Source organism: Streptomyces gelaticus, from assembly GCF_014649535.1.
In the GTDB taxonomy this organism is placed as follows: domain Bacteria; phylum Actinomycetota; class Actinomycetes; order Streptomycetales; family Streptomycetaceae; genus Streptomyces; species Streptomyces gelaticus.
In genome coordinates, this window is the sequence record NZ_BMTF01000013.1 from 137,638 (window position 1) to 159,277 (window position 21,640).

General features: G+C 69.8%; 24 protein-coding genes, 1 tRNA gene and 1 riboswitch. Of the genes, 14 read left to right on the forward strand and 11 right to left on the reverse strand.

Annotation, left to right across the window (positions count from 1 at the left end; genetic code table 11):
- The first annotated feature begins 37 nt into the window (after positions 1 to 37).
- The 3 genes from rph (at position 38) to rdgB (ending at position 1,894) form a co-directional block, all read left to right on the forward strand.
- On the forward strand, positions 38 to 775 hold the full coding sequence (gene rph / locus IE107_RS19980) for a ribonuclease PH (RefSeq protein ID WP_189545177.1): 738 nt from the start codon (positions 38 to 40) through the stop codon (positions 773 to 775).
- 102 nt (positions 776 to 877) lie between these two features.
- A complete protein-coding gene (locus IE107_RS19985; protein ID WP_189545178.1) occupies positions 878 to 1,270 on the forward strand; it encodes a DUF8711 family protein in 393 nt (130 codons plus the stop codon).
- A gap of 21 nt (positions 1,271 to 1,291) precedes the next feature.
- Positions 1,292 to 1,894: an RdgB/HAM1 family non-canonical purine NTP pyrophosphatase gene (gene rdgB / locus IE107_RS19990; RefSeq protein ID WP_189545179.1), complete on the forward strand. Its 603-nt coding sequence runs from the start codon at positions 1,292 to 1,294 to the stop codon at positions 1,892 to 1,894.
- A 53-nt stretch (positions 1,895 to 1,947) separates the two neighbouring features.
- Here the strand turns inward: rdgB and IE107_RS19995 are convergent.
- The 4 genes from IE107_RS19995 to bcp form a co-directional block, all read right to left on the reverse strand.
- Positions 1,948 to 2,023: transfer RNA gene (locus IE107_RS19995), tRNA-Leu, on the reverse strand.
- Positions 2,024 to 2,035: 12 nt separating this feature from the next.
- Positions 2,036 to 2,806: an HNH endonuclease gene (locus IE107_RS20000; RefSeq protein ID WP_229867108.1), complete on the reverse strand. Its 771-nt coding sequence runs from the start codon at positions 2,804 to 2,806 to the stop codon at positions 2,036 to 2,038.
- A 68-nt stretch (positions 2,807 to 2,874) separates the two neighbouring features.
- On the reverse strand, positions 2,875 to 3,522 hold the full coding sequence (locus tag IE107_RS20005) for an HNH endonuclease (protein ID WP_189545181.1): 648 nt from the start codon (positions 3,520 to 3,522) through the stop codon (positions 2,875 to 2,877).
- A 138-nt stretch (positions 3,523 to 3,660) separates the two neighbouring features.
- Positions 3,661 to 4,128 carry a thioredoxin-dependent thiol peroxidase gene (gene bcp / locus IE107_RS20010; protein ID WP_189545182.1) on the reverse strand — a complete coding sequence of 156 codons (468 nt, stop codon included), beginning with the start codon at positions 4,126 to 4,128 and terminating at the stop codon, positions 3,661 to 3,663.
- Between the two features lie 128 nt (positions 4,129 to 4,256).
- On the opposite strand from bcp, the gene IE107_RS20015 reads away from it, so the two are divergent.
- The 3 genes from IE107_RS20015 (at position 4,257) to IE107_RS20025 (ending at position 5,485) form a co-directional block, all read left to right on the forward strand.
- Positions 4,257 to 4,577 carry a DUF3618 domain-containing protein gene (locus IE107_RS20015; protein ID WP_189545183.1) on the forward strand — a complete coding sequence of 107 codons (321 nt, stop codon included), beginning with the start codon at positions 4,257 to 4,259 and terminating at the stop codon, positions 4,575 to 4,577.
- A 61-nt stretch (positions 4,578 to 4,638) separates the two neighbouring features.
- Positions 4,639 to 4,977, forward strand: coding sequence for a GroES family chaperonin (locus tag IE107_RS20020; RefSeq protein WP_189545184.1), 339 nt, complete (start codon positions 4,639 to 4,641; stop codon positions 4,975 to 4,977).
- Between the two features lie 84 nt (positions 4,978 to 5,061).
- Positions 5,062 to 5,125, forward strand: a riboswitch (guanidine-III (ykkC-III) riboswitch).
- Positions 5,126 to 5,164: 39 nt separating this feature from the next.
- Positions 5,165 to 5,485, forward strand: coding sequence for a DMT family transporter (locus IE107_RS20025; protein ID WP_189545185.1), 321 nt, complete (start codon positions 5,165 to 5,167; stop codon positions 5,483 to 5,485).
- On the opposite strand, the gene IE107_RS20030 is transcribed toward IE107_RS20025, so the two are convergent.
- Positions 5,479 to 7,851 carry a transglycosylase domain-containing protein gene (locus tag IE107_RS20030; protein WP_189545186.1) on the reverse strand — a complete coding sequence of 791 codons (2,373 nt, stop codon included), beginning with the start codon at positions 7,849 to 7,851 and terminating at the stop codon, positions 5,479 to 5,481. The two genes, IE107_RS20025 and IE107_RS20030, sit on opposite strands and share 7 nt — an antisense overlap.
- A gap of 181 nt (positions 7,852 to 8,032) precedes the next feature.
- Between IE107_RS20030 and IE107_RS20035 the strand changes: the two genes are divergently transcribed.
- The 4 genes from IE107_RS20035 to IE107_RS20050 all read left to right on the forward strand — a co-directional run bounded on the left by IE107_RS20035 (position 8,033) and on the right by IE107_RS20050 (position 11,501).
- Complete coding sequence (locus tag IE107_RS20035) at positions 8,033 to 8,833, forward strand: ABC transporter permease (RefSeq protein WP_189545187.1); 801 nt, start codon at positions 8,033 to 8,035, stop codon at positions 8,831 to 8,833.
- Between the two features lie 73 nt (positions 8,834 to 8,906).
- Positions 8,907 to 9,731: an ABC transporter permease gene (locus IE107_RS20040; protein WP_229867115.1), complete on the forward strand. Its 825-nt coding sequence runs from the start codon at positions 8,907 to 8,909 to the stop codon at positions 9,729 to 9,731.
- 29 nt (positions 9,732 to 9,760) lie between these two features.
- Positions 9,761 to 10,747 carry an ABC transporter ATP-binding protein gene (locus IE107_RS20045; RefSeq protein WP_189545188.1) on the forward strand — a complete coding sequence of 329 codons (987 nt, stop codon included), beginning with the start codon at positions 9,761 to 9,763 and terminating at the stop codon, positions 10,745 to 10,747.
- Positions 10,748 to 10,808: 61 nt separating this feature from the next.
- The gene (locus IE107_RS20050; protein ID WP_189545243.1) at positions 10,809 to 11,501 is read left to right on the forward strand and encodes a DUF1707 domain-containing protein; all 693 of its coding nucleotides are present in this window, start codon (positions 10,809 to 10,811) and stop codon (positions 11,499 to 11,501) included.
- Positions 11,502 to 11,617: 116 nt separating this feature from the next.
- On the opposite strand, the gene IE107_RS20055 is transcribed toward IE107_RS20050, so the two are convergent.
- Positions 11,618 to 12,862, reverse strand: coding sequence for an SGNH/GDSL hydrolase family protein (locus IE107_RS20055; RefSeq protein WP_189545189.1), 1,245 nt, complete (start codon positions 12,860 to 12,862; stop codon positions 11,618 to 11,620).
- 145 nt (positions 12,863 to 13,007) lie between these two features.
- On the opposite strand from IE107_RS20055, the gene IE107_RS20060 reads away from it, so the two are divergent.
- Positions 13,008 to 14,390, forward strand: coding sequence for a DUF445 domain-containing protein (locus IE107_RS20060; RefSeq protein ID WP_373302466.1), 1,383 nt, complete (start codon positions 13,008 to 13,010; stop codon positions 14,388 to 14,390).
- Between the two features lie 62 nt (positions 14,391 to 14,452).
- Here the strand turns inward: IE107_RS20060 and IE107_RS20065 are convergent, their stop codons facing one another.
- Positions 14,453 to 14,755 carry a hypothetical protein gene (locus tag IE107_RS20065; RefSeq protein ID WP_189545191.1) on the reverse strand — a complete coding sequence of 101 codons (303 nt, stop codon included), beginning with the start codon at positions 14,753 to 14,755 and terminating at the stop codon, positions 14,453 to 14,455.
- A 192-nt stretch (positions 14,756 to 14,947) separates the two neighbouring features.
- Between IE107_RS20065 and IE107_RS20070 the strand changes: the two genes are divergently transcribed.
- Positions 14,948 to 16,450, forward strand: coding sequence for an MFS transporter (locus IE107_RS20070; protein ID WP_229867111.1), 1,503 nt, complete (start codon positions 14,948 to 14,950; stop codon positions 16,448 to 16,450).
- A complete protein-coding gene (locus IE107_RS20075) occupies positions 16,447 to 17,034 on the forward strand; it encodes a TetR/AcrR family transcriptional regulator (protein WP_189545192.1) in 588 nt (195 codons plus the stop codon). The genes IE107_RS20070 and IE107_RS20075 overlap by 4 nt, the downstream gene beginning before the upstream one ends.
- Positions 17,035 to 17,345: 311 nt before the next feature.
- Here the strand turns inward: IE107_RS20075 and IE107_RS20080 are convergent, their stop codons facing one another.
- Complete coding sequence (locus IE107_RS20080) at positions 17,346 to 17,693, reverse strand: hypothetical protein (RefSeq protein ID WP_189545193.1); 348 nt, start codon at positions 17,691 to 17,693, stop codon at positions 17,346 to 17,348.
- A 210-nt stretch (positions 17,694 to 17,903) separates the two neighbouring features.
- Between IE107_RS20080 and cpt the strand changes: the two genes are divergently transcribed.
- The gene (cpt, locus tag IE107_RS20085; protein WP_189545244.1) at positions 17,904 to 18,425 is read left to right on the forward strand and encodes a chloramphenicol phosphotransferase CPT; all 522 of its coding nucleotides are present in this window, start codon (positions 17,904 to 17,906) and stop codon (positions 18,423 to 18,425) included.
- A 218-nt stretch (positions 18,426 to 18,643) separates the two neighbouring features.
- Here cpt and IE107_RS20090 read toward each other — a convergent pair whose 3' ends face one another.
- The 3 genes from IE107_RS20090 to IE107_RS20100 all read right to left on the reverse strand — a co-directional run bounded on the left by IE107_RS20090 (position 18,644) and on the right by IE107_RS20100 (position 21,583).
- A complete protein-coding gene (locus tag IE107_RS20090; protein WP_189545194.1) occupies positions 18,644 to 19,123 on the reverse strand; it encodes a GNAT family N-acetyltransferase in 480 nt (159 codons plus the stop codon).
- A 100-nt stretch (positions 19,124 to 19,223) separates the two neighbouring features.
- The gene (locus IE107_RS20095; protein ID WP_189545195.1) at positions 19,224 to 20,078 is read right to left on the reverse strand and encodes a hypothetical protein; all 855 of its coding nucleotides are present in this window, start codon (positions 20,076 to 20,078) and stop codon (positions 19,224 to 19,226) included.
- Positions 20,079 to 20,362: 284 nt separating this feature from the next.
- Entirely contained in the window at positions 20,363 to 21,583 is a 1,221-nt protein-coding gene (locus IE107_RS20100; RefSeq protein WP_189545196.1) for an MFS transporter, read from the reverse strand.
- Between the last annotated feature and the right edge of the window lie 57 nt (positions 21,584 to 21,640).

A 21,640-nucleotide genomic window follows, 5' to 3' on the forward strand; every position in this document is an offset into this window, starting at 1 on the left:
AACGGACGCCACCCCGGCACCCGATAGGGTCGACGCCATGTCTCGTATCGACGGCCGCACCCCCGAACAGCTCCGCCCCGTCACCATCGAACGCGGATGGAGCAAGCACGCCGAAGGCTCCGTACTCATCTCCTTCGGCGACACCAAGGTCTTCTGCACCGCCTCCGTCACCGAAGGCGTCCCGCGCTGGCGCAAGGGCAGCGGCGAAGGCTGGGTCACCGCCGAATACTCCATGCTGCCCCGCTCCACCAACACCCGCGGCGACCGCGAATCCGTACGCGGCAAGATCGGCGGCCGCACCCACGAGATCAGCCGCCTCATCGGCCGCTCCCTGCGCGCCGTCATCGACTACAAGGCCCTCGGCGAGAACACCATCGTCCTCGACTGCGACGTCCTCCAGGCCGACGGCGGCACCCGCACCGCCGCCATCACCGGCGCCTACGTCGCCCTCGCCGACGCCGTCACCTGGGCCCAGCGCAAGAAGATCGTCAAGCACGGCCGCAAGCCGCTGACCGACACCGTCTCCGCGATCAGCGTCGGCATCGTCGACAGCACCCCCCTCCTCGACCTCTGCTACGAGGAGGACGTCCGCGCCGAGACCGACATGAACGTCGTCTGCACCGGCGACGGCCGCTTCGTCGAAGTCCAGGGCACCGCCGAGGCCACCCCCTTCGACCGCAAGGAACTGGGCGCCCTCCTCGACCTCGCCACAGCCGGCTGCGCGGACCTGACCGTCATCCAGCACGAGGCCCTCGCCCGCACCCTGGGCGAGTAAAGAAGCAACCAAGTACGCACCGCACCGCGTCGTTGCGAATACGGGCGCACGGGTCGAACCGTGCGCCCGTCCGCGTATCCGCATCCGGGGAGGAACCGCACCATGGCCAAGGCCACCCGCCACCGCAGCACCACCGTCGCGCTGACCCTGACCGCCCTCGCCCTCACCGCCGCGACCGGCTGCGGCGCCGTCGACAAGGCGATGGACTGCGTCCGCACCGCCGACGCCATCGCCACCAGCGTCGACAACCTCCAGCAGGCCGTCTCCAACGCCGCCGGCGACCCCACCCAGGCCGCCGAAGCCCTCGACGAGATCGAGAAGTCACTCGGCGAGCTCGGCGACAAGACCGACAACGCCGACCTCGGCAAGGCCGTCGACGACCTCCAGGCCGGCGTCGGCAACGTCCGCGACTCCATCGACAAGGGCGACGCCACCCCCGACATCACCCCGGTCACCGACGCAGCCGCGGAGATCGGCAAGGTCTGCACGCCCTGACCACCCCCGATACTGGGTGACATGACCCGCCTCATCCTCGCCACCCGCAACGCCGGGAAGATCACCGAACTCCACGCGATCCTCGCCGACGCCGGCCTCAGCCATGAGCTCGTCGGCGCGGACGCGTACCCCCACATCCCCGACGTCAAGGAGACCGGCGTCACCTTCGCCGAGAACGCCCTGCTCAAGGCACACGCCCTCGCCAAGGCCACCGGCCTCCCCGCCGTCGCCGACGACTCCGGCCTCTGCGTGGACGTGCTCGGCGGCGCCCCCGGCATCTTCTCCGCCCGCTGGGCCGGCACCCACGGCGACGACAAGGCCAACCTGGACCTGCTCCTGGCCCAGCTCTCCGACATCGACGCACCCCACCGCGGCGCCCACTTCGCCTGCGCGGCCGCCCTCGCCCTCCCCGACGGCACGGAACGCGTGGTCGAGGGCCGCCTGACGGGCACCCTGCGCCACACCCCGTCCGGCACCAACGGCTTCGGCTACGACCCGATCCTCCAGCCCGAGGGCGACACCCGCACCTGCGCGGAACTGACCCCGGCGGAGAAGAACGCGATCAGCCACCGGGGCAAGGCGTTCCGGGCACTGGTGCCGGTGGTGCGGGAGCTGATGGGGTGAGACGGCGAGTGGCCGTCACCTTCGAAACGAAAGTGACGGCCACTCTGTGCCTGTGGGCCCGGTGGGACTCGAACCCACGACACACCGGACCTAAACCGGCGCCCTCTTGGCCAGCTGGGGTACGGACCCATCGACCCCACTCTACTGTGCGATGCTGCGCCGCTTCGCGAAGGTTGCGGTTTGGCTGTGGCAGGACGGGCACAAGTACCGCAGGTTCTCCATGCGGTTGTCGAGCGGGTCACCGCTGATGTGGTCGACCTCCAGAACCAAGCGCTTGCCCTGCCACGCTTCTCCCAGACCGCATTCGGCACAGGCACGCGGTATGCCGGTCTCGTCGAGAGCACGTCGCAGCAGGGGCGTCTTGGTCCTTGGCGCCCCTGCAGGGAGCCGTTGCAGAATGTCCTGCGCTGTGCGGCGAGTGGAGGAAGGTCGACCGGCGTTGTGCCCCTGTCCCACGAAATGGGCTGTCGACAGCGCGTGCAGCGCGATGCTGCGCCTGGCCTTCTCTCTCCCCGCGCCGTTGAAGGGATGTTTCCCGAGCGCGCGCATCACTTCGGCCATGCTGCGCGATTCCGCGACGGCCCGAGTGATTTCTTCGCGAGAGAAGTGGGGCTGGTTGCCCTGACGGCTGGAGCCGGTGAAATGCGCGGTATCGATGCCGAACTTCTCAAGCCTTCGGTTGATGTGGGCGTAGAGGCTGTCGTACGGCACGACGCCCATGAACTCAAGCATCTCGCGGATGCTGTACGAATGGGCCGCTGCCTCCCGCAGGCGTTCTCTGGTGTACGAATCGGCGGGCCGAGGAGGCAACGGCTCATCTATGAAGTGCGACGTGTCGATGTCGTAGTGCGCCAGCCTGATGCGGAGGTATCGGCGAGGTCCGCTGGCAAGGGGGGTGTCGAGTCGACGCATGAGATCCACAAGGCTTGTCGCTGCAGCTGCCGCCTGCGCGAGTAACTCGGGTGTGTACCGCGGCCTGCTCAAGACCTTGCCCGTCGCTTGCGTCCGCGGTAAGTGTCCGTCACCGCATGGCAGTTGGGGCACAGCAATCTCAGGTTGTCCGGACGATTGTCCCACCAGTCGCCATTGATGTGGTCTACCTCAAGCCGGAGTGGCCTGTTGTTCCACTCGGTGCCCGTACCGCACGATACGCAGCGTTCCGGCACCCCTGTGCGGATGAGCTCCCGGCGGAGCCGGTCGCCGGGGGTCCTGCCGTCCAGTGGCGATTTCAGGGTGAGCAGATCGTCTTGCGGGCCCTTCGGGCGGCGCGGGGACGTGGAGAAGTGTGATGTGTCGATGCCCAGCGCTGCGATTCGACGGCTGATGTGAGTGTGGTTGCCCCCAACCGGGCTGATGCCAAGGCGCCGGAGGACATCTTTCATGTTGCTGGACTCGGCGACCACCTCGCGCAGTCGTGCTTCCTGGTGGCGGATCCGCCCTGTCGTGAAATGGGATGTGTCCACCCCCGCCTCGGTCATCTTCCGGCGCAGATAACTCCGGCTCCCCGGCGTCGGTGTTCCCCCGCACCAGCGGACCGCATCGTTCGCGTTCGTGGTTTTCCGCGCTGCCTCTTCGAGTAGCTCGCGGGTGTATCGAGCTGCCACGTTCCCCTCCGCATCCGGCCGCATGTTCGCGGCCTCGTACGGATCAACGAGTCGTTTATCGGAGAGTCACGTCCGATATCCGACAAGATGTGGAATGCCCTGTACCGCTTCGGTCGGGGCTGAAGCGGTACAGGGCATTCCGGGGCCGGGCGGACCCCCGCCTCAGATGCCGAGGTCCTTGATGATCTTGGCGACGTGGCCGGTGGCCTTGACGTTGTAGAGGGCGCGTTCGACCTTGCCCTCCTCGTCCACGACGACCGTGGAGCGGATGACGCCCGTCACCGTTTTGCCGTAGAGCTTCTTCTCGCCGAAGGCGCCGTACGCCTCAAGGGTCTCCTTGGACGGGTCGCCGACCAGCGTGACCTCGAGGTTCTCCTGCTCGCGGAACTTGGCGAGCTTCTCGGGCTTGTCGGGGGAGACGCCGATCACGTCGTATCCGGCGCCGGCGAGCAGCTCCAGGTTGTCGGTGAAGTCGCAGGCCTGCTTGGTGCAGCCGGGGGTGAGGGCGGCCGGGTAGAAGTAGACGATGACCTTGCGGCCCTTGTGGTCGGCGAGCGAGATCTCGTTGCCGTCGGCGTCGGGCAGGGTGAAGGCGGGGGCGGTGTCGCCGGGCTGGAGTCGCTCGCTCATGGTTCTCCTCGGGTGGCACGTGGGGTGTACGGGACCGAGCGTAATAGGGGTGCCGCCGGGTGGGCGGTCGGTCGAGCTGACAGACTGTCGACGAAGGTTTACCGGACGAGGACCATGGAGGCGGCGCAGTGTCGGATGCCAGGACCCCTGCGCAGATCGAGGCGGACATCATCAGCAGGCGTGAGCAGCTTGCGGTGGTGCTCGATGAGATCGGGGTGCGGGTGCACCCGGATACGATCATGGGTGATGTGAAGGCCAAGGCGGTCGAGGCCCTGGACCGGACGGCCGGGCGGGCTTTCGTCGCGGTGAACCGGACGGTGTCGGACGTGAAGGCGCAGTTCGTGGCCGAGGACGGGACCCCGCGGATGGAGCGGGTGATTCCGGCGGCGCTGTTCGCGGTGGGTGTCGTGGGTCTGGTGGTGGCGTCGAAGCGGCGCCGAAAGGGCTGATGTCGCGGTCCGCGCACCCCGGAGGGGCGTGTGGGCGCGGCGGGCAGGTAGGTTGCGGGGCGTGAGCGAGAACACCGACGACAAGCTGCCCATCCGCATGCTGCACGACCGTGTGCTGGTCCGGTCCGATACGCCCGAGGGCGAGCGGCGTTCCGGTGGCGGCATTCTGATTCCGGCGACGGCTGCGGTCGGCCGTCGGCTGTCCTGGGCCGTGGTGGTTGCGGTCGGCCAGAACGTGCGGACGGTGGAGCCGGGTGACCGGGTGCTGTACGACCCCGAGGACCGTGCGGAGGTGGAGGTGCGTGGTGTGGCGTATGTGCTGATGCGTGAGCGCGATCTGCATGCGGTGGCGGCGGACCGGTTCGAGGGGTCGGTGGATTCGACCGGGCTGTACCTGTAGCTCCTGCCCGGTCCGTATCCCTGATCCCTGCCGTGGTTGTGGGTGCTTGGCCTGGTGACCGATGTCACCAGGCCTTTTACATGTTCTTTGCTACGGTGGGGGCACCCGACGAGACGCGCCGTACCGGGCTTCGAAAAGACGACGCACCCGTGTTGTCCGCGTGTTCTGTTTCGTCGGAGGTGCCGTCATGGCGTGGGTTCTGCTGGTGGTCGCCGGTCTGCTGGAAGTGGCCTGGTCGATAGGGATGAAGTACACCGAGGGGTTCACCCGGCTGTGGCCGAGCGTGTTCACGGGTCTCGGGATCGTGGCGAGCATGGTGATGCTGTCCCATGCGGCCAGGACGCTGCCGATCGGTACGGCGTACGGCGTGTGGGTGGGGATCGGTGCGGCCGGTGCGGCGGTGCTGGGCATGGTCGTGCTGAACGAGCCGGTGACCGCCGCCCGGATCTTCTTCGTCTGTCTGTTGCTGGTTGCCGTCGTGGGGCTGAAGGCGACGTCGGGTCACTGACTCGGGGCGGGGGTGCCCCGGGGGCCGGGGAGGAATCCGTTGCTGTCCCCGCCGGTGTTGTCGTCGTGGGGGTCGCCGTTGTCGCCGCCGCCGTTGTTCGTGCTGCCTTGGGCCGGGGTGTTGGTGTTCGTGCCGCCGGTGGCCGGTTCGTTGGATCCGGGGGTCGAGGGTTCGCCGGGCGGGGTGGTTCCGGGGCTGTTCGGTGGGGTGCCGGAGCTGGTTTCGGAGGGTGTTGTGGTGTTCTGCGGGCCGGTTTCCTCGTCGGTGGGCGGGGTGGGTTCCTCGGCGCCGCTTTCGAGTTCGAGGTCGAAGTTCCTGGCCGGGGTGGATCGCAGGGCGGCTTCGGTGTACTGGGCCCAGGTCTGGGCGGGTGCGCCGCTGCCGTTGATGCGGGCGAGTCCGAGTGCCCCGTACAGCGGTTTCTGTACGCCGGTCTCGGGGTCCTGGCCCATGACCGCGATCACGGTGGCGAGGTCGGGGGTGTAGCCGGCGAACCAGGCCGCCTTGTCCTCCTCGGCGGTGCCGGTCTTGCCTGCGGCGGGGCGCCCCGCGCCCTGGGCGGCGGTGCCGCTGCCGTCCTCGACGACGCTCTGGAGGATCGAGGTCGTGGTGTCGGCGGCCGTGCGGTGGACTGTCTGTTCGGTGTGCCGGCTGTCGGGGAGCTCGATGTCCTCGCCGCCCTTGCTGATCCGTTCGACGAGGGTGTACGCGCCGTGCCGGCCGTGGTTGGCGAGGGTGGCGTACGCCTCGGTCATGTCCAGGACGCTGGCGGTGGAGACGCCGAGGGCGATGGAGGGGTATGCGGTGAGGTCGGGGGTGTTCTTCGGGAGGCCGAGGTCGATGGCGGTCTGTTTGACCTTGTCCGGGCCGACGTCCTCGGCCATCTGGGCGTAGACGGCGTTGACGGACTTGTCGGTGGCGGTGGTGACGGTGATGGGCCCGTAGTCGATGTCGTCCTCGTTGGCGGGGGCGTATCCGGTGGGTCCGTCGGGGCCCTGGACCATGCGTTTGTCGGTGCCGTCGTAGATGGTGCGGGGGGTGATGCGACGGCCGTCCTGGGTGGTGGAGCTGTTGACGACGGCGGCGGTGAAGACGAAGGGCTTGAAGGTGGAGCCGACCTGGTAGTCGCGCCGGGTCGCGTTGTTCACGTACTGCTTGGTGTAGTCGATGCCGCCGTACATGGCGACGACCCGGCCGGTGCCGGGGTCGATGGAGGCGCCGCCGACGCGGACGTTGCGGTCGGCCGGGCGGTCGGGGCTGGTGTAGGTCATGACGTTGTCGTCGACGGCCTTGACGAGCGCGTTCTGCTTCTTCTTCGCCAGGGTGGTGGTGATGCGGTAGCCGCCGGTGGCGAGGGTGTTCTCGTCGATGATGTCGTTGCCGGTGAGGTAGTCCTCGACGGCCTGGACGATGTAGCCGCGTTGTCCGGAGAGTCCGGTGGGCGGCTTGATCCTGCCGGGCTGGGGGAACTTCATCGTGGCGCGTTCGTCCGCGCCGAGCCATTTCTCCTTGACCATGCCGTCGAGTACGTAGTTCCAGCGTCCGAGGGCGGCGGCCTTGTTCTCGGGGTGGGCGACGACGTCGTATTTGCTGGGGGCGTTGAGCAGGGAGGCGAGGTAGGCGCCCTCGGCGGTGGTGATGTCGCCGATGTCCTTGGAGTAGTAGGCCTGGGCGGCGGCCTGGATGCCGTAGGCGTTGCGGCCGAAGTAGCTGGTGTTGAGGTAGCCCTTGAGGATCTGCTCCTTGGACTCCTCGCGGTTGAGTTTGACCGCGATGAAGAACTCCTTGATCTTGCGGACGACGGTCTGTTCCTGGCCGAGGTAGTAGTTCTTGACGTACTGCTGGGTGATCGTCGAGCCGCCCTGCTTGCCCTTGCCGGTGAGTGTGTTGAAGGCGGCGCGGGTCATGGCCTTGAGGTCGACGGCCCGTTCGGAGTAGAAGTCGCGGTCCTCCGCGGCGAGGACGGCGTGCTGGACGGTGAGCGGTACCTGGGCGAGCTTGACGTTCTCCCGGTTGACCTCGCCGGAGCGGGCGAGGACGCTGCCGTCCTCGTAGAGGTAGACGTTGGACTGTGCGGTGGCGCTGGTGTTGGCGGCCGGGATGTCGACGAGTGCGTACCCGGCGATGAAGCCGCCGATCAGGAGTGCGGCGACGAAGAGGACGGAGCCGAGGACCATCCGCCAGGTGGGGACGGCGCGGCGCCATCCGGTGCGCTTGGCCTTCTTCGTCCTGCCGCTTTCGTTTCCGTCGCCGGGTTCGCCGGACGTTGCGCCGGACGCACCGGCGCTGCCGTGGGCGGCCGGATCCCTGGGGGCCCGTCCCCGGGGATAGTGTTCCCCGCTCGGCTGCTGTGGCTCGTCGCTCATTTACGTGCAGACTCCTCGGCCGCGGTCAGTTCCCCCATAGTGCCCTTTTCTGCGGAATAAGCACCGGATCGACCCCGGATAGGCCCCCGAAAAGCGGTCGCGGTGGCCGTCCCCGCTGGACTAGGGTCGTGCGCTTTGGTGTCCGAAGCCGTTGGGCACCTGGCGATGGGGGGTGTGTGCGGTGCGGCTTTACGCGGTGGTGGCGGCGGGACAGTTCCGGCGCTTCGCCACCTACCGGACCGCCACGGCGGCCGGAGTCTTCACCAACACCGTCTTCGGGTTCATCCTCGCGTACACCTATGTGGCGTTGTGGGACGAGCGGCCGCAGCTCGGTGGTTACGACATGTCCCAGGCGCTCAGCTATGTCTGGCTGGGGCAGGCGCTGCTGATGACCTGTTCCATGATGGGCGGCGGTTTCGAGGACGAGCTGATCGAGCGGATCCGCACCGGCGACATCGCGGTCGACCTCTACCGGCCCGCCGATCTCCAACTGTGGTGGCTCGCGGGTGATCTGGGCCGTGCCGCTTTCCATCTGCTGGGGCGCGGCATCGTGCCGATGCTGGTGGGATCGCTCGCCTTCGATCTGGCGCTGCCCTCCTCGCCGGGGATCTGGATGGCTTTCCTTCTGTCGGTGGCGCTCGGTGTCGTGGTCAGTTTCGCGATCCGTTTTCTGGTGGCGCTCTCCGCGTTCTGGCTGCTGGACGGGGCGGGGGTGGCGCAGATGGCCTGGCTGGCGGGGATGTTCTTCTCCGGGATGCTGCTTCCGCTGACGTTGTTCCCCGGGGTGTTGGGGGACGTCGCGCGGGCGTTGCCGTGGTCGTCGCTGCTCCAGGTGCCGGTCGATGTGTTCCTCGGCAAGTACCCGGGGTGGGAGCTGGTGCGGGCGTACGCCTTCCAGGCGGGCTGGGCGGTGGCGCTGCTGCTGGTGGGGCGGATGGTGCAGTCGGTGGCGACGCGGAGGGTGGTGGTCCAGGGTGGCTGACACGACCGGTGCGGTGGAGGTGGCGGGGGCGGCGGACGCTTCCGGGGGCCGGCCCGCGCAGTGGCCCGAGGAGGTGTTCGTCCGCCGGCCGAGGTTCGTCGAGGGTGTCCGGGCGTACGGGCTGATCGCGATGATGTGGCTGCGTTCGACGATGGCGTACCGTGCCTCGTTCGCCTTGACGGTGTTCGGGAACTTCGCGGCGACCGCCTTCGACTTCGTTGCGATCCTGCTGATGTTTTCGCACGTGGACCGGCTGGGCGGCTACACACTGCCCGAGATCGCGCTGCTGTACGGGGTGTCGGGCACCGCGTTCGGTCTCGCCGATCTGTTGCTGGGCTCGATGGACCGGCTGGGCGCGCGGGTGCGCGACGGCACGCTGGACACCCTGCTGGTGCGGCCGGTCCCGGTGCTCGCCCAGGTGGCGGCGGACCGGTTCGCGCTGCGCAGGCTGGGGCGGGTGTTCCAGGGGGTGCTGGTGCTGGGGTATGCGCTGGTGGTGCTGGACATCGAGTGGACGCCGCTGAAGGCGGCGATGGTGCCGATGATGCTGTTGAGCGGGGCGGCGGTCTTCGGGGCGCTGTTCGTGGCCGGGGCGGCGTTCCAGTTCGTCGCGCAGGACGCCGCACAGGTGCAGAACGCCTTCACGTACGGCGGGAACACACTGCTCCAGTACCCGCCGTCGGTCTTCGCGAAGGATCTGGTGCGCGGGGTGACGTTCGTGGTGCCGCTGGCCTTCGTGAACTGGCTGCCGGCGCTGTACGTGCTGGGCCGGGAGTATCCGTTGGGTCTGCCGGACTGGGTGGCGTTCCTGCCCCCGGTGGTGGCGGGCCTGTTCTGGTTGCCGGCCGGTCTGGGCTGGCGTGCGGGGCTGCGCGCGTACCGCAGCACAGGAAGCTGATCCACAAAGAACGGGACAGGGCATCGGACATGGAAGCGCAAACCCCTACCGGCTTCATCGAGCTCGATCAGGTGGAGAAGGTCTTCGACGTGCGTCGCAAGACCGGTTTCATGCGCGGTGAGCGCCATCGGGTGCGGGCGGTCGACTCGATCAGCTTCCGTGTCGCACGCGGCGAGATGGTCGGTTACATCGGCCCGAACGGTGCCGGGAAGTCGACCACGATCAAGATGCTGACCGGCATCCTCACGCCGAGCGGTGGCCGGCTGCGGGTGGCGGGGATCGATCCTTCGCGGGAGCGTACGAGGCTGGCGCACCGGATCGGTGTGGTGTTCGGCCAGCGCACCACGCTGTGGTGGGATCTGCCGCTGCGCGACTCGTACCGGCTGATGCACCGGATGTACCGGATTCCCGACGCGCGTTACCGGGAGAATCTGGAGCGTTGTGTCGAACTCCTCGATCTGGGTGAGCTGTTGGACGTTCCCGTGCGGCAGTTGTCGTTGGGGCAGCGGATGCGTGGTGACATCGCGGCGGCGCTGTTGCACGATCCCGAGGTGCTGTATCTGGACGAGCCGACGATCGGGCTGGATGTCGTCTCCAAGTCCAGGGTGCGTGGCTTCCTGCGGGATCTGAACGCCGAGCGCGGTACGACGGTGCTGCTCACGACCCATGATCTGACGGACATCGAGCAGCTCTGCAAGCGTGTGATGGTGATCGACCACGGCCGGCTGATGTATGACGGTGCCCTTGCCGGGCTGCACGAGGTGGGGGAGAGCGAGCGGACGCTGGTGGTCGATCTGGAGCGTCAACTGCCGCCGATCCGGCTTGAGTCGGCGCCCTCGGTGCGTACGGTGAAGGTGGAGGGGCCGCGGCAGTGGCTGGCCTTCCCGGCTTCGGAGTCGGCCGCTCCGCTGGTGGCCCGGATCGCCGCGGACTACCCGTTGGTCGACCTGTCGGTGCGGGAGCCGGACATCGAGGCCGTGATCGCGAAGATGTATGAGTCCGCCGGCGGCATGTAGGGCTGTGACGGCGGCACGGACGTTCCATAGGCTGCGCGGTATGACAAGTGACCTTCCGGAGATGCGTGCCTCCGATGCCGAGCGCGAGCGCGTCGCCGAGACCCTGCGCGAGGCGGTTGCCGAGGGCCGGCTGGAGATGGCGGAGTTCGAGCAGCGGCTCGAAGCGGCCTACACGGCGCGTACGCACGGGGAGCTGGAGCCGCTGGTGCGGGACCTTCCGGCGCCGGGCGCGGCGGTGGCCCCGGTGGGTGCGGCTGTGGCGCGGACCGGATCGCAGAAGCGGTGGGCGGACCGGATCGGCAAGCCCGCCACGTCGAGCGGCGCGTTCGCGATCTGGGGCGGCTTCGGCCGCCGGGGGAACTGGACGGTGGGCAGGAAGTTCACCGCGTTCGCGATGTGGGGCGGCGGTGAGATCGATCTGCGCGAGGCGAACTTCGAGGACCGCGAGGTGGTCGTCCGCTGTTTCGCGGTCATGGGCGGTATGCAGGTGACGGTTCCGCCGGAGCTGAATGTCGAGGTCAAGGGCATCGGCATCATGGGCGGCTTCGGGGAGCGTCCGAAGGACGACGGCATTCCGTCGCCGGACGCCCCGCGGGTGCGGATCACCGGGCTGGCGTTGCTGGGTGGCGTCGGGGTGGAGCGCAAGCGGAGCAAGGCGGAGAGGCAGCGGATGAAGGACGCGGAGCTGGAGCGGCTGCGGGAGCTGGACCGGGAGCGCGGGCGCGGACGGCTGGAGAAGGGGTTGTCGGACTGAGCGGCGCGGCGCCCCGGGAGCATCCCGGGCGCCACGCGTCAGAGCCACGCGTCAGAGCCACGCGTCAGAGCCACGCGTCAGAGCCACGCGTCAGAGCCACGCGTCAGACCTGCCCGTCAGAGCTGGTCGGAACCGGGCTGTTCGGGCGCCAGCTCCGTCAGGTCCGCCAGTGAGCCCAGGAGCCGGTAGCCCGCGTCGTTCAGATGGAGGTGGTCGCCGCTGTCCCAGGCCGGGTGGAGCCGGGTCGGGCGGTGGGGGTCACGGGCCGCCGCGTCGAAGTCGATGACGTGGTCGAAGATCCCGCCGGTCCGGATCAGCGTGTTGACCTGTTCCCGTACGGCGTCGCGTGCGGGTGTCCAGGTGCGGTACCCCTCGTACGGCATCAGCGTCGCTCCGACGACCCGCAGCCCGTCCGCGTGGGCGCGCTGTGTCAGGGACCGCAGGGCGTCCGCGATGCGCCGGGGGTCGGTCTCCTGGGGGGACTGCTGCACATCGTTGATGCCGAGTGCGATGACGACGGTCTGCACTCCGGCGATGTCCAGTACGTCGCGGTCGAAGCGGGCACCGGCCCGTACGCCGCTTCCGTCGCGCAGGATCCGGTTGCCGGCGATGCCCGCGTTGGCCACCCCGTACCGGCCGTGCAGCCGGTCGGCGAGCACGTCGGGCCAGCGGCTGTTCGTGTCGAGGGTGGAGCCGGTGCCCGCGGTGAGCGAGTCGCCGATCACGGCGATCGTTCCGGCGGCGGTCCGGGTGTGCACGTCGACGGCGGTGAGGTAGCGCCAGTCCTCGGTCCGCCGGGTGCCCCACGCGGTGTCCACGTACGACGTCTGGTGGCTGCGCCCGTGGAGGGTGACGGGTCCCTCGGCGGTGGGGGTGCGCAGGGTGACCACCAGATCGGAATCGGCGGCGACCGGGACGGCGACGGGGTCGCTGACGACCTGCCCGCCGGCCGCGACGGTCACGCGGTCGGCGCCCCGGAAGGTCACGGGACGGCTGCTCACGGTGGCGCGCTCCACGACCAGGGGACGGGTGCCGAAGACATTGGAGAGGGTGATGCGGGCCGCGTCGCCGCCGATGCTGGTGTGTACGACGTTACGGATGGTGCGCCGGTGCAGAGCGCTGCCGTCGGAGGAGTCGGTCACCCCGGCGACGGGTGCGGCAGCCCAGGTGGCGGCCCAGAGGCCGGTGGAGTGGGCGGGGGCGGCGGGCGTTCGGGCCACGGAGCGCGGGTCGGGTGCGGTGACCGACTGCGGCCGGGAGCCGGAGAACAGCAGGGGGCCGGCGAACGCCACCGCGGCGGCGAGCGCGGCGGTGCCCGCCACGAGGGCGATGAGCAGGGCGTACCCCTGGCGCCTGGGCATGGGCGGTGTTCTCCTCATGATCAATCGGACTGATCCCATGATGGGGCAGGGCCCGGGGAACTCGAGACGTGGCCCGGGAGTAGGTCAGGCAGGGACAATGCGTACGGGACACCGGGGGCGAGGCGTACGCGGACGGGTGGAGCGGATGGAACGGATCGATCGGACCGGCCCCGGGGAGCCGGGGGCGCGGCAGCAGGAGCGTGCCGGGGAGCAGGCGGTGGGTGCGGCCCGCCCCGTACCCGGTGGCCGGTCTGCCCCGCTCGCCTCGTTCGCGTACACCGCGGCCGACGAGGAGAAGCGGCGCGGGGTGCGCCGGATGAAGACCACGGCCACGGGTCTCCTCCTGCTGGTCGCGCTGGTGTACGTCCTCGCCACCTGGGCGAAGAGTGCGGGTGTGGGCGGCTGGCCGGGCTTCGTCGCCGCGGCCGCCGAGGCGGGGATGGTGGGTGCGCTGGCCGACTGGTTCGCCGTCACGGCGCTGTTCAAGCGTCCGCTCGGCCTGCCGATTCCGCACACCGCCATCATTCCCACCAAGAAGGACCAGCTCGGGGCCTCCCTGGGTTCCTTCGTCGGCGAGAATTTTCTCTCCGGCGACGTCGTACGGGGCCGGATCCACGCGCTCGGTGTCGGTGGCCGTCTCGGTTCCTGGCTGGCCGAGCCGGAGCACGCGGACCGGGTCACCGCCGAGCTGTCGACCGCGTTGCGCGGTGCGCTGAGGGTGCTGCGGGATTCCGATGTGCAGGCCGTGGTGGGTGAGGCGATCACCCGGCGGGCCAATGCGGCGGAGATCGGGCCCGGTCTCGGCAAGATGCTGGAGAAGATCGTCGCCGACGGCGGCCACCGCAAGATGGTGGACCTGATCTGTGTACGCGCCCACGACTGGCTGGTGCTGCACGGCGATTCGGTGATGGAAGCGGTGCAGGGCGGGGCTCCGGGCTGGACGCCGAGGTTCGTCGACAAGCGGGTGGGGGAGCGGGTCTACAAGGAGCTGCTGCGCTTCGTCACGGAGATGCGGGACATGCCGGGACACCCGGCGCGCGCTTCGATCGACACCTTCCTGACGGACTTCGCGGCCGACCTCCAGACGGACTCGGACACCCGGGCGCGGGTGGAGCGGCTGAAGGCGGAGATCCTGGGACGCGGCGAGGTCCAGGACGTCATCGCCTCGGCCTGGTCCTCCGTACGCACGATGATCATCGCGGCGGCGGAGGACGAGCAGAGCGAGCTGCGGCTGCGGGCGCGCGCCTCGCTGATGGCGCTGGGGGCGCGCCTGGCGTCCGACAGCCGGCTCCGGGCGAAGCTGGACGGCTGGCTGGAGGACGCGGCGGTCTACGTCGTCACGACGTACCGCGCGGAGATCACCTCGCTGATCAGTGACACGGTCGCGAGCTGGGACGCGGATCAGACGTCGAGGAAGATCGAGGCGCACATCGGCCGCGACCTGCAGTTCATCCGGATCAACGGCACGGTCGTGGGTGCGCTGGCGGGGCTGCTGATCTACACGGTGTCGTGGGCGCTGGGGGCGTAGCGGGGCCTGGGGCGGAGAATGGGGCGGGGCTCTCGGAGCCCCGCCCCTTCCGTGTTTGCGGTTCAGGCCGCCCGGCGGGTGACCGCCCACGACGCGGCGGCCATGCCGCCCGCCACGGCGAAGACGGCGGGCCAGGCGCCGATCTTCTTGGCCAGCGGGTGCGAACCGGCGAACGCGGCGAGATACGCCGTGGTCAGCCCGGCGGCGGCGCGCGGCCCGGCCTGCCGGTTCCATTCGTACGCGGCGACGGTGCCCGCGGCGGCGAGGGCGGCCCCGCCCAGCGGTCGCTTCCTGGTCCACCGCGCCACGGCGTACCCGCCGATCAGCCCGCTCGCTGCCACTGCCGCTGCCGGAACCTTCGCCATCGCAGCCACCTTCGCCTTCTCGTTCATGTGGTCCGGGCGGAGCCCGGGTCTTCGAGGCTAACCCGGCGCCCGGCATTACGGTCGCCGAGGGGGTGCACAAGCGTTTACCCTGTGGGGGGTGAACGCGCGTGCACCCCTGCGTCGCTTCGCTCCCGCACCACGCCCCGGCCGCCGAGCACCGTACGGAGAGTCATGCCCGCGGACATACCCGCCCCGACCAGTGCCACCGACCAGGCCCCGCACCCCCGCTTCGCCGTCGGTGTGCTGGCGTTCTGCGGTGTCGTGGTCGCGGTGATGCAGACGATCGTCGTCCCGCTGCTCCCGCACATCCCGGCCCTCACCGGCGCGACCCCGGCCGCCGCGAGCTGGCTGGTCACCGTCACGCTGCTCACCGGCGCCGTCTTCACACCCGTCCTGGGCCGGGTCGGCGACATGTACGGCAAGCGGCGGGTGCTCGTCGCCTCGCTCATGGTGCTGGTGCTGGGTTCGGTCCTGTGCGCGGTCAGCTCCCGCATCGGAGTGCTGATCACCGGCCGCGCCCTCCAGGGCGCCGCCCTCGCCGTCCTGCCGCTGGGCATCAGCATCCTGCGTGACGAACTCCCGCCCGAGCGGGTGCTGTCCGCCGTGGCACTGATGAGCTCGACGCTCGGCATCGGCGCCGCGGTCGGGCTGCCGGTCGCGGCCCTCGTCGTCGAGCACTTCGACTGGCACACGATGTTCTGGGTCTCGGGCGCGATCGGTGTCATCGACATCGTGCTGGTGTTGTGGTGCGTTCCCCGATCGCCGGTGCGCGCCCGTGGCCGCTTCGACGCCCTCGGCGCGCTGGGGCTCTCCGGGGCCCTGGTCTGTCTGCTGCTCGCGGTCACCCAGGGCGCCGACTGGGGGTGGACCTCGGCCCGGACGGCCGGCCTGCTGGTGGCGGCCGTCGTCGTGGCGCTGTTCTGGGGTGCGTACGAACTCCGGGTGGCGTCGCCCATGGTCGACCTGCGGGTCTCGGCCCGCCCGGCGGTCCTGCTCACCAACGTCGCCGCCCTGCTGATCGGCTTCGCCTTCTACGCGAACTCCCTGGTCACCGCGCAGATGGTGCAGGAGCCGAAGGAGACGGGGTACGGGCTCGGCGCCTCGCTCGTCGTCAGCGGCCTCTGTCTGCTGCCGGGCGGCGTGATGATGGTGGCGCTCTCCCCGGTCTCGGCGCGGATCTCCGCGAAGTACGGCCCGAAGGTCAGCCTGGCGCTGGCCGCCGGGGTGATCGGCACCGGTTACGTGGTGCGGTACTTCACCAGCCACAACCTCTGGCTGATCATCGCCGGTGCGACGGTCGTCGCCTCGGGCACGGCCATCGCGTACTCGGCGCTCCCGGCACTGGTCATGCGCGGCGTCCCGGTGAGCGAGACGGGCGCGGCCAACGGCCTCAACACACTGATGAGGTCGATCGGACAGGCCTTCTGCAGTGCGGCGGTGGCCGCGGTCCTCGCCAACATCACCTTCCGGGTGGGCGGCCGAACGGCCCCGACGCTCCATGCGTACCAGCTGGTCTTCCTGATCGCGGCGGGCGCGGCGTTCGCGGCGCTGCTGGTCACCCTGTTCCTGCCGGGCGGCCGGACACCTGCGACGGGTACGGTCGAAGAGCACCACGACGTCCCCGCCGACCGGGAGGACGGTGTGCCGACGATGCCGATCCAGGAGGGCGCATGACCAGTGGCCAGGCCACCGTACCGGCTCCGGCCCGGCCCGCCGCCGATCCGGGCACCGGCCGGGACGCGATCCTGCGCGCGGCCCGCCGGGCGTTCACCCAGCGCCCGTACGCCGAGGTCACCATCAGGGGGATAGCGGCCGACGCCGGGGTGAGCCCGTCCCTGGTGGTCAAGCACTTCGGCCGCAAGGAAGAACTCTTCAACACCGTCGCCGACTTCGGGCCCGCCGCCGCGGAACTCTTCGACGCACCGCTCGGCGTGCTGGGCCGCCACATGGTGGTGACGCTGGTGAGGCGCCGCCGCGAACTGCAGTCCGACCCGCTGCTGCGCGTCGTCTTCTCGCTCGGCAACCGCGACGAGCGCTCCCTCCTGCGCGACCGCTTCCAGGAACAGGTCACCGACGCCCTGGCGGCCCGCCTCCCCGGCCGCGAACGCGCCCTGCGCGCCGAGCTGATCGCCGGCCATCTCCTCGGCCTCGGCGCCACCCTCAGCCTCCACCGCGGGGGTGCCGGCGCGGACGCCGGCCCCGAACACATCGCGGACCTGTACGCGCCCGCGCTGCAGTCCTTGATCGACCGCCCTTGACCGGCAGTCCGTGACCGGCAGCCTCGACCGACGGGTGTCCCGGGGCCGGAGCACCCGGAGGACTACCGCTGACCCGCGGGCACCGTCACGGACGGTGGAGCCCCGGCACCGGACGGGTGGGGCGGCACCGTGCGCAGCGCGGCCTCCGCGCCCTGGCCGCGACCGGGAGCCGCGGCGTCCACCCGGGCGGCCGGGGCGACCGGGCCCCGTTCCCCGCCTCCGTTCCCCCTTTCCGGCTCCCGCACATGACACCACCCCGGTACGAGGCGGGGCGGCTCGTACCGGGGTGGGGCTCGCGGGGCGCGGCGGGATCAGCTGAAGAGGACCGAGCGCAGCTTCAGCCGCTCGGAGGCGTGGCCGCCGAGGGGCCGGAGGGTGAAGTAGTCGCCCTCGCAGTCGGGGTCGGTGAAGACCGTCGCGCTGGAGTCGGTGAAGTTCCACGGGGTGTGGGCGGGGTTGGTCGAAGAGGGGTCGGCCACATCGGGCAGGGTGATGCACATCCGGCTCGGCGGGTCGACGAGGAAGCCGAACTGCGGCGAGCCGTCGAGGCCGGTGTAGGTGTACCTGAAGTCTCCGGTGGCCGCGCCGGCCGAGGTCGGCACGGCGGCAATGAGCGCGAGCGCGCCGAGGGCGGCAGCCACGGTGGAGCGAAGACGCATGGGAGGAACTCCTTGTACGAGATCGGAAACGCCGCAAGTCTCCGCTTCTGAGCTGCGGTTACTGCCGAAGAAGGAGTTCCGTCACCCGGACGGGAGCCGCTGAAACGGTTCTGCCGACGGCCAAGTGGGTCACGAGGCGGTCCCACCATGTTGACCGCGCCACCGCACCGGCCCGTCGCCAGGTTTTAGTGTGGCCCGGTGAAGACACAGATGATCGTGCTCAACGGTGGCTCCAGCTCGGGGAAGTCCGGGATCGCCCGGTGCCTTCAGGCGGTGTTGCCGGACCCGTGGCTGACCCTCGGCGTCGACACACTGGTCGAGGCGATGCCCGCGTCCATGCGTGCGTCGGACGCGGGCATCGAGTTCGCTCCGGACGGTGAAGTGGTTGTCGGCCCCGAGTTCCGTACGCTGGAGACGGCATGGATCGAGGGGGTCGTCACGATGGCCCGCACGGGTGCCGGGGTCATCGTCGACGAAGTGTTCCTCGGCGGCGCGGAGTCCCAGCAGCGGTGGCAGAAGGCGCTCGGCGGGATCCGGGTGCTGTGGGTCGGCGTCCGGTGCGAGAGCGCCGTCGCCGTCGCCCGTGAGATCGCACGGGGCGACCGCATCCCGGGCATGGCGGCCGCACAGGCGGACCTGGTCCATCAGGGCGTGACGTACGACGTCGAGGTGGACACGACGCGGAGCGAGTCCATGGAGTGCGCGCGGATCATCGCAGCCCACATCGGCTGACCGGGCCCGCCCCCAGCGGCGTACGCACCCGCCGCGCCCACTGACGTACACACCTGCCGCCCCCCCCACCGACGTACGCACCCGCCATCCCCACCGACGTGCGCTCTCGCCCCCCACTGATCGTTTCCGGCCACAGCACTGCACATCGCGGCAGGTCGCGGCACCTCGCGGGCCTGCTGCGCCACCTCGCGGCACCCCGCGGCATCGTGCCGCACGCACTACGCGTCGCCCAGCTCCAGCTCGCCGACGACCTGATCCCCGCTCGTCTCCCCGGTCAGCCGGAACCCGAGCCTGAAGTAGAACTGCTCGGGCCCGTGTTCACCGGGGACCCAGCTCACGGTCGCACGCGTCTGCCCGCGCCGCCGGATCTCCTCGCACACCGCCTCCACCGCGAAGCGGCCGTATCCCCGCCCCTGTTGATCGGCGGTGATGTTCAGCCGCCAGAGCCCGGAGCGCAGCCGGTCGTCGTTCGGGTCGTCCGGGTAGAACCGGACGCCGAAGAAGGCCATGACGAAGCCGACGAGCCGTTCGCCGTCGAAGATCAGCCGGGGCCAGGCGATGTCGGGGGTCGCGTAGGCCTGGGCCAGCGACCAGGCGACCGGCTTCACGAGCCCGTCCTGGTCGGGCCGTACTTTCAGTTGGCAGGCGGCCTCGACGTTGTCCGACGTGACCTCTTCCAGGCGCAGTGCTGAAGACATGCGGGCAACCTACAGACGGACACCCTGCCGCAACGAACGAATACCCGGTGCCGCCAAGGTGGTGGCACCGGGTATTCGGTGAACTCCCCTTGTTTGAGGGTCAGTTCGCGGGAGCCTGGTAGAGGCCGCGGCCGGCGCGGTGGGCCCGCGAGGTGGCGACGAGCCGGTCGAGGGTGCTGCGGACGGTGTTGATGCCGTTGGGGGTGAGCTCACGCCCCAGGGCCTTTGTCACGTCGCGGGCGCGGACGGGAGTGTTGCCGGACTCGGCGAGCACCTTCATCGTCAGCTCGGTGAGGCTGCCGCTGTCGTCGACGGCCGGTGCGGCGGCCGCGGCCTTCTTCGGTGCCTTGGCCTTCGCGGGCTTGGCGGCCTTGGCCGTTGCCTTGCTCGTCGCCCTGGCCGGCCTGGTCGCCTTCGCCGTCTTCGTCGGTGCGGCGGACTTGCTGTCCTTGGCCTCCTTGGCGTCCTTGGCCTCCTCGACGGACTCGGCGGCGACGGCCTTCTTGGCCTGGCCGCGCTGGGCCCGCGGCTTGGCGGCAGCCTGCTTGCGTCCCTTGGGCGCAGCGGGCGCCTTGCGGGCGGCGCGGCGCGCGGGGGTGGCCGCGGCCTCCTGCGGGGCTTCCGCCTGGTCGGCGGAGTCGATGGAGTCCTGCGCCTGCTGCGGAATCCTGGCAGCGGGAATGCTCGCCGCGCCGGCCTCGGCATCCTCCGTCTCGCCCGCCTCTGCCGCCTTCGGCTCCGCCACCGCGCTCGCGGAGGGGGCAGGGGCGGGAGTGGGGACGGCCGACAGCGCACGCAGTGCTGTCAGCGCGGTCCGCACCGACTCCAGGCGTTCGGTGACAGCCGCGAGTTCCTTCTCCAGGCTCTGCTGGTGCTGTTCAAGGAGCGGAAGTTCCGCCTCCAGCAAGGTAGTTGTGGCATCGATGGTGACCAGTGTGCTGGTCTCGGAGGTCATGGTGTCGCCCTTCTGTCCCGGCCGACCGTTGGTGACCGATGTATCGCAGGGTAAGGGGTGTTGTGTTGTGGCCGGAAATCGTCCGTCCACTACGGCGTTCCGCGAAGCACCGTCAACACCGGCCGCCAGTCTCCTGAACGGCGCCCCGGTGTGCCCCGGAGTTGGTACGGGAGACACTCGTTTGGCCGTACCCGGCACCCGGAGCGGCTTCCTCCGGCGGCCCCTCGACGCGATCGGCACGGAAGGCCGGGTGCTGTGGACACCCCCTCGCCTCCACGGTCGTGTCAGGCCCCCACCTCCCCGAGCGCCTGCCCACTCCGTTCGGGCGAAACGGCCTGCCGCCCACCGCTCCGATCAGACCCCCGCTCCAGACCCAGTCGCAGCGCAATCACGATCAGGGCGACGACCGCGAACCCGGCCCCGGCCCAGGTGAGTTGACGGGCTCCGTACTCGGCCATGACCCAGCCGCCGACGGCGGTGCCGACGGTGATACCGAGGTTGGAGAACGAGATGAAGAGGCTGTTCCCGAACTCGGGCGCGTCACTCGCGTCCCGTGCCAGCCAGCTCTGGCTCACGATGAGCCCGCCCGAATGCACGGCACCCCAGACCAGGACCACCGGAACCATCGGCGCGAACAACGGGCCGACGGCGTACAGAAGGACGTAGACCAGCAGGCACAGCACCGGATAGGCGACCACCGTGCGGACGGGGCCGCGTCGCAACAGGCTGCCGAAGGCGAAGTTCCCGAGGATCATCACGATGCCGAACGCCATCAGCATGGCGCTGACCCACGTACCGTCCATGTGCGTGACCTGCCCCAGGTACTCGGCCGAGTAGCCGTAGACCGAGAACATCGCCGCGAAGACGAGAACGAGGGAGGTGATGGTCAGCCACGTCCGGGGCCGCTTGAGGATGCCCAACTGTGCACCGTAGGAGGCTCGTTCATCGACCGGCATCGACGGAACGAACCGCAGGATGCCCAGGAAGGCGATCAGGTTGACGAGCGCGCCGAACCAGAAGGCCGAAGCCAGCGACACATGCTCGGCGAGGTACGAGGTCAACGGCACGCCGAGCGCGAAGCCGACGGTGACTCCGGCGAACACGGTCGTCGTGGCCCGGGTCGCGTCCTTCGCCGGTACCAGCCGCGCGGCGGTGGCGAGCGCGACCGCGAAGAACACGGGATGGAAGAGGGCGGGGACGACGCGGAAGGCAAGCATCACCTCGTACTGCGTGGTGAGCGCGTAGACGGCGTTGGAGAGCGCGAACACCGCGATCGCAGCGGCGAGCACCTTTTTGCGGTCGACACCGGACGCAAGCAGCGTTGTGAACGGCCCGGACACCGCGATGACCAGAGCGAACACCCCCACGAGCCAGCCTGCGGCGGACGGTGTGACACCGAGTTCGGCCGAGACCCGGGGCAGCACACCGACCATCCCCATCTCGGTGGTGATGATTCCGAACACGCCCAGGGCGAGCACCAGAACGGTGAGGGAGGTCTTTCTCATCGGAACAGTCGTCACCTTTCGTCAAATCGAGAAAAGTAGATGTATTGGAAGAGATGT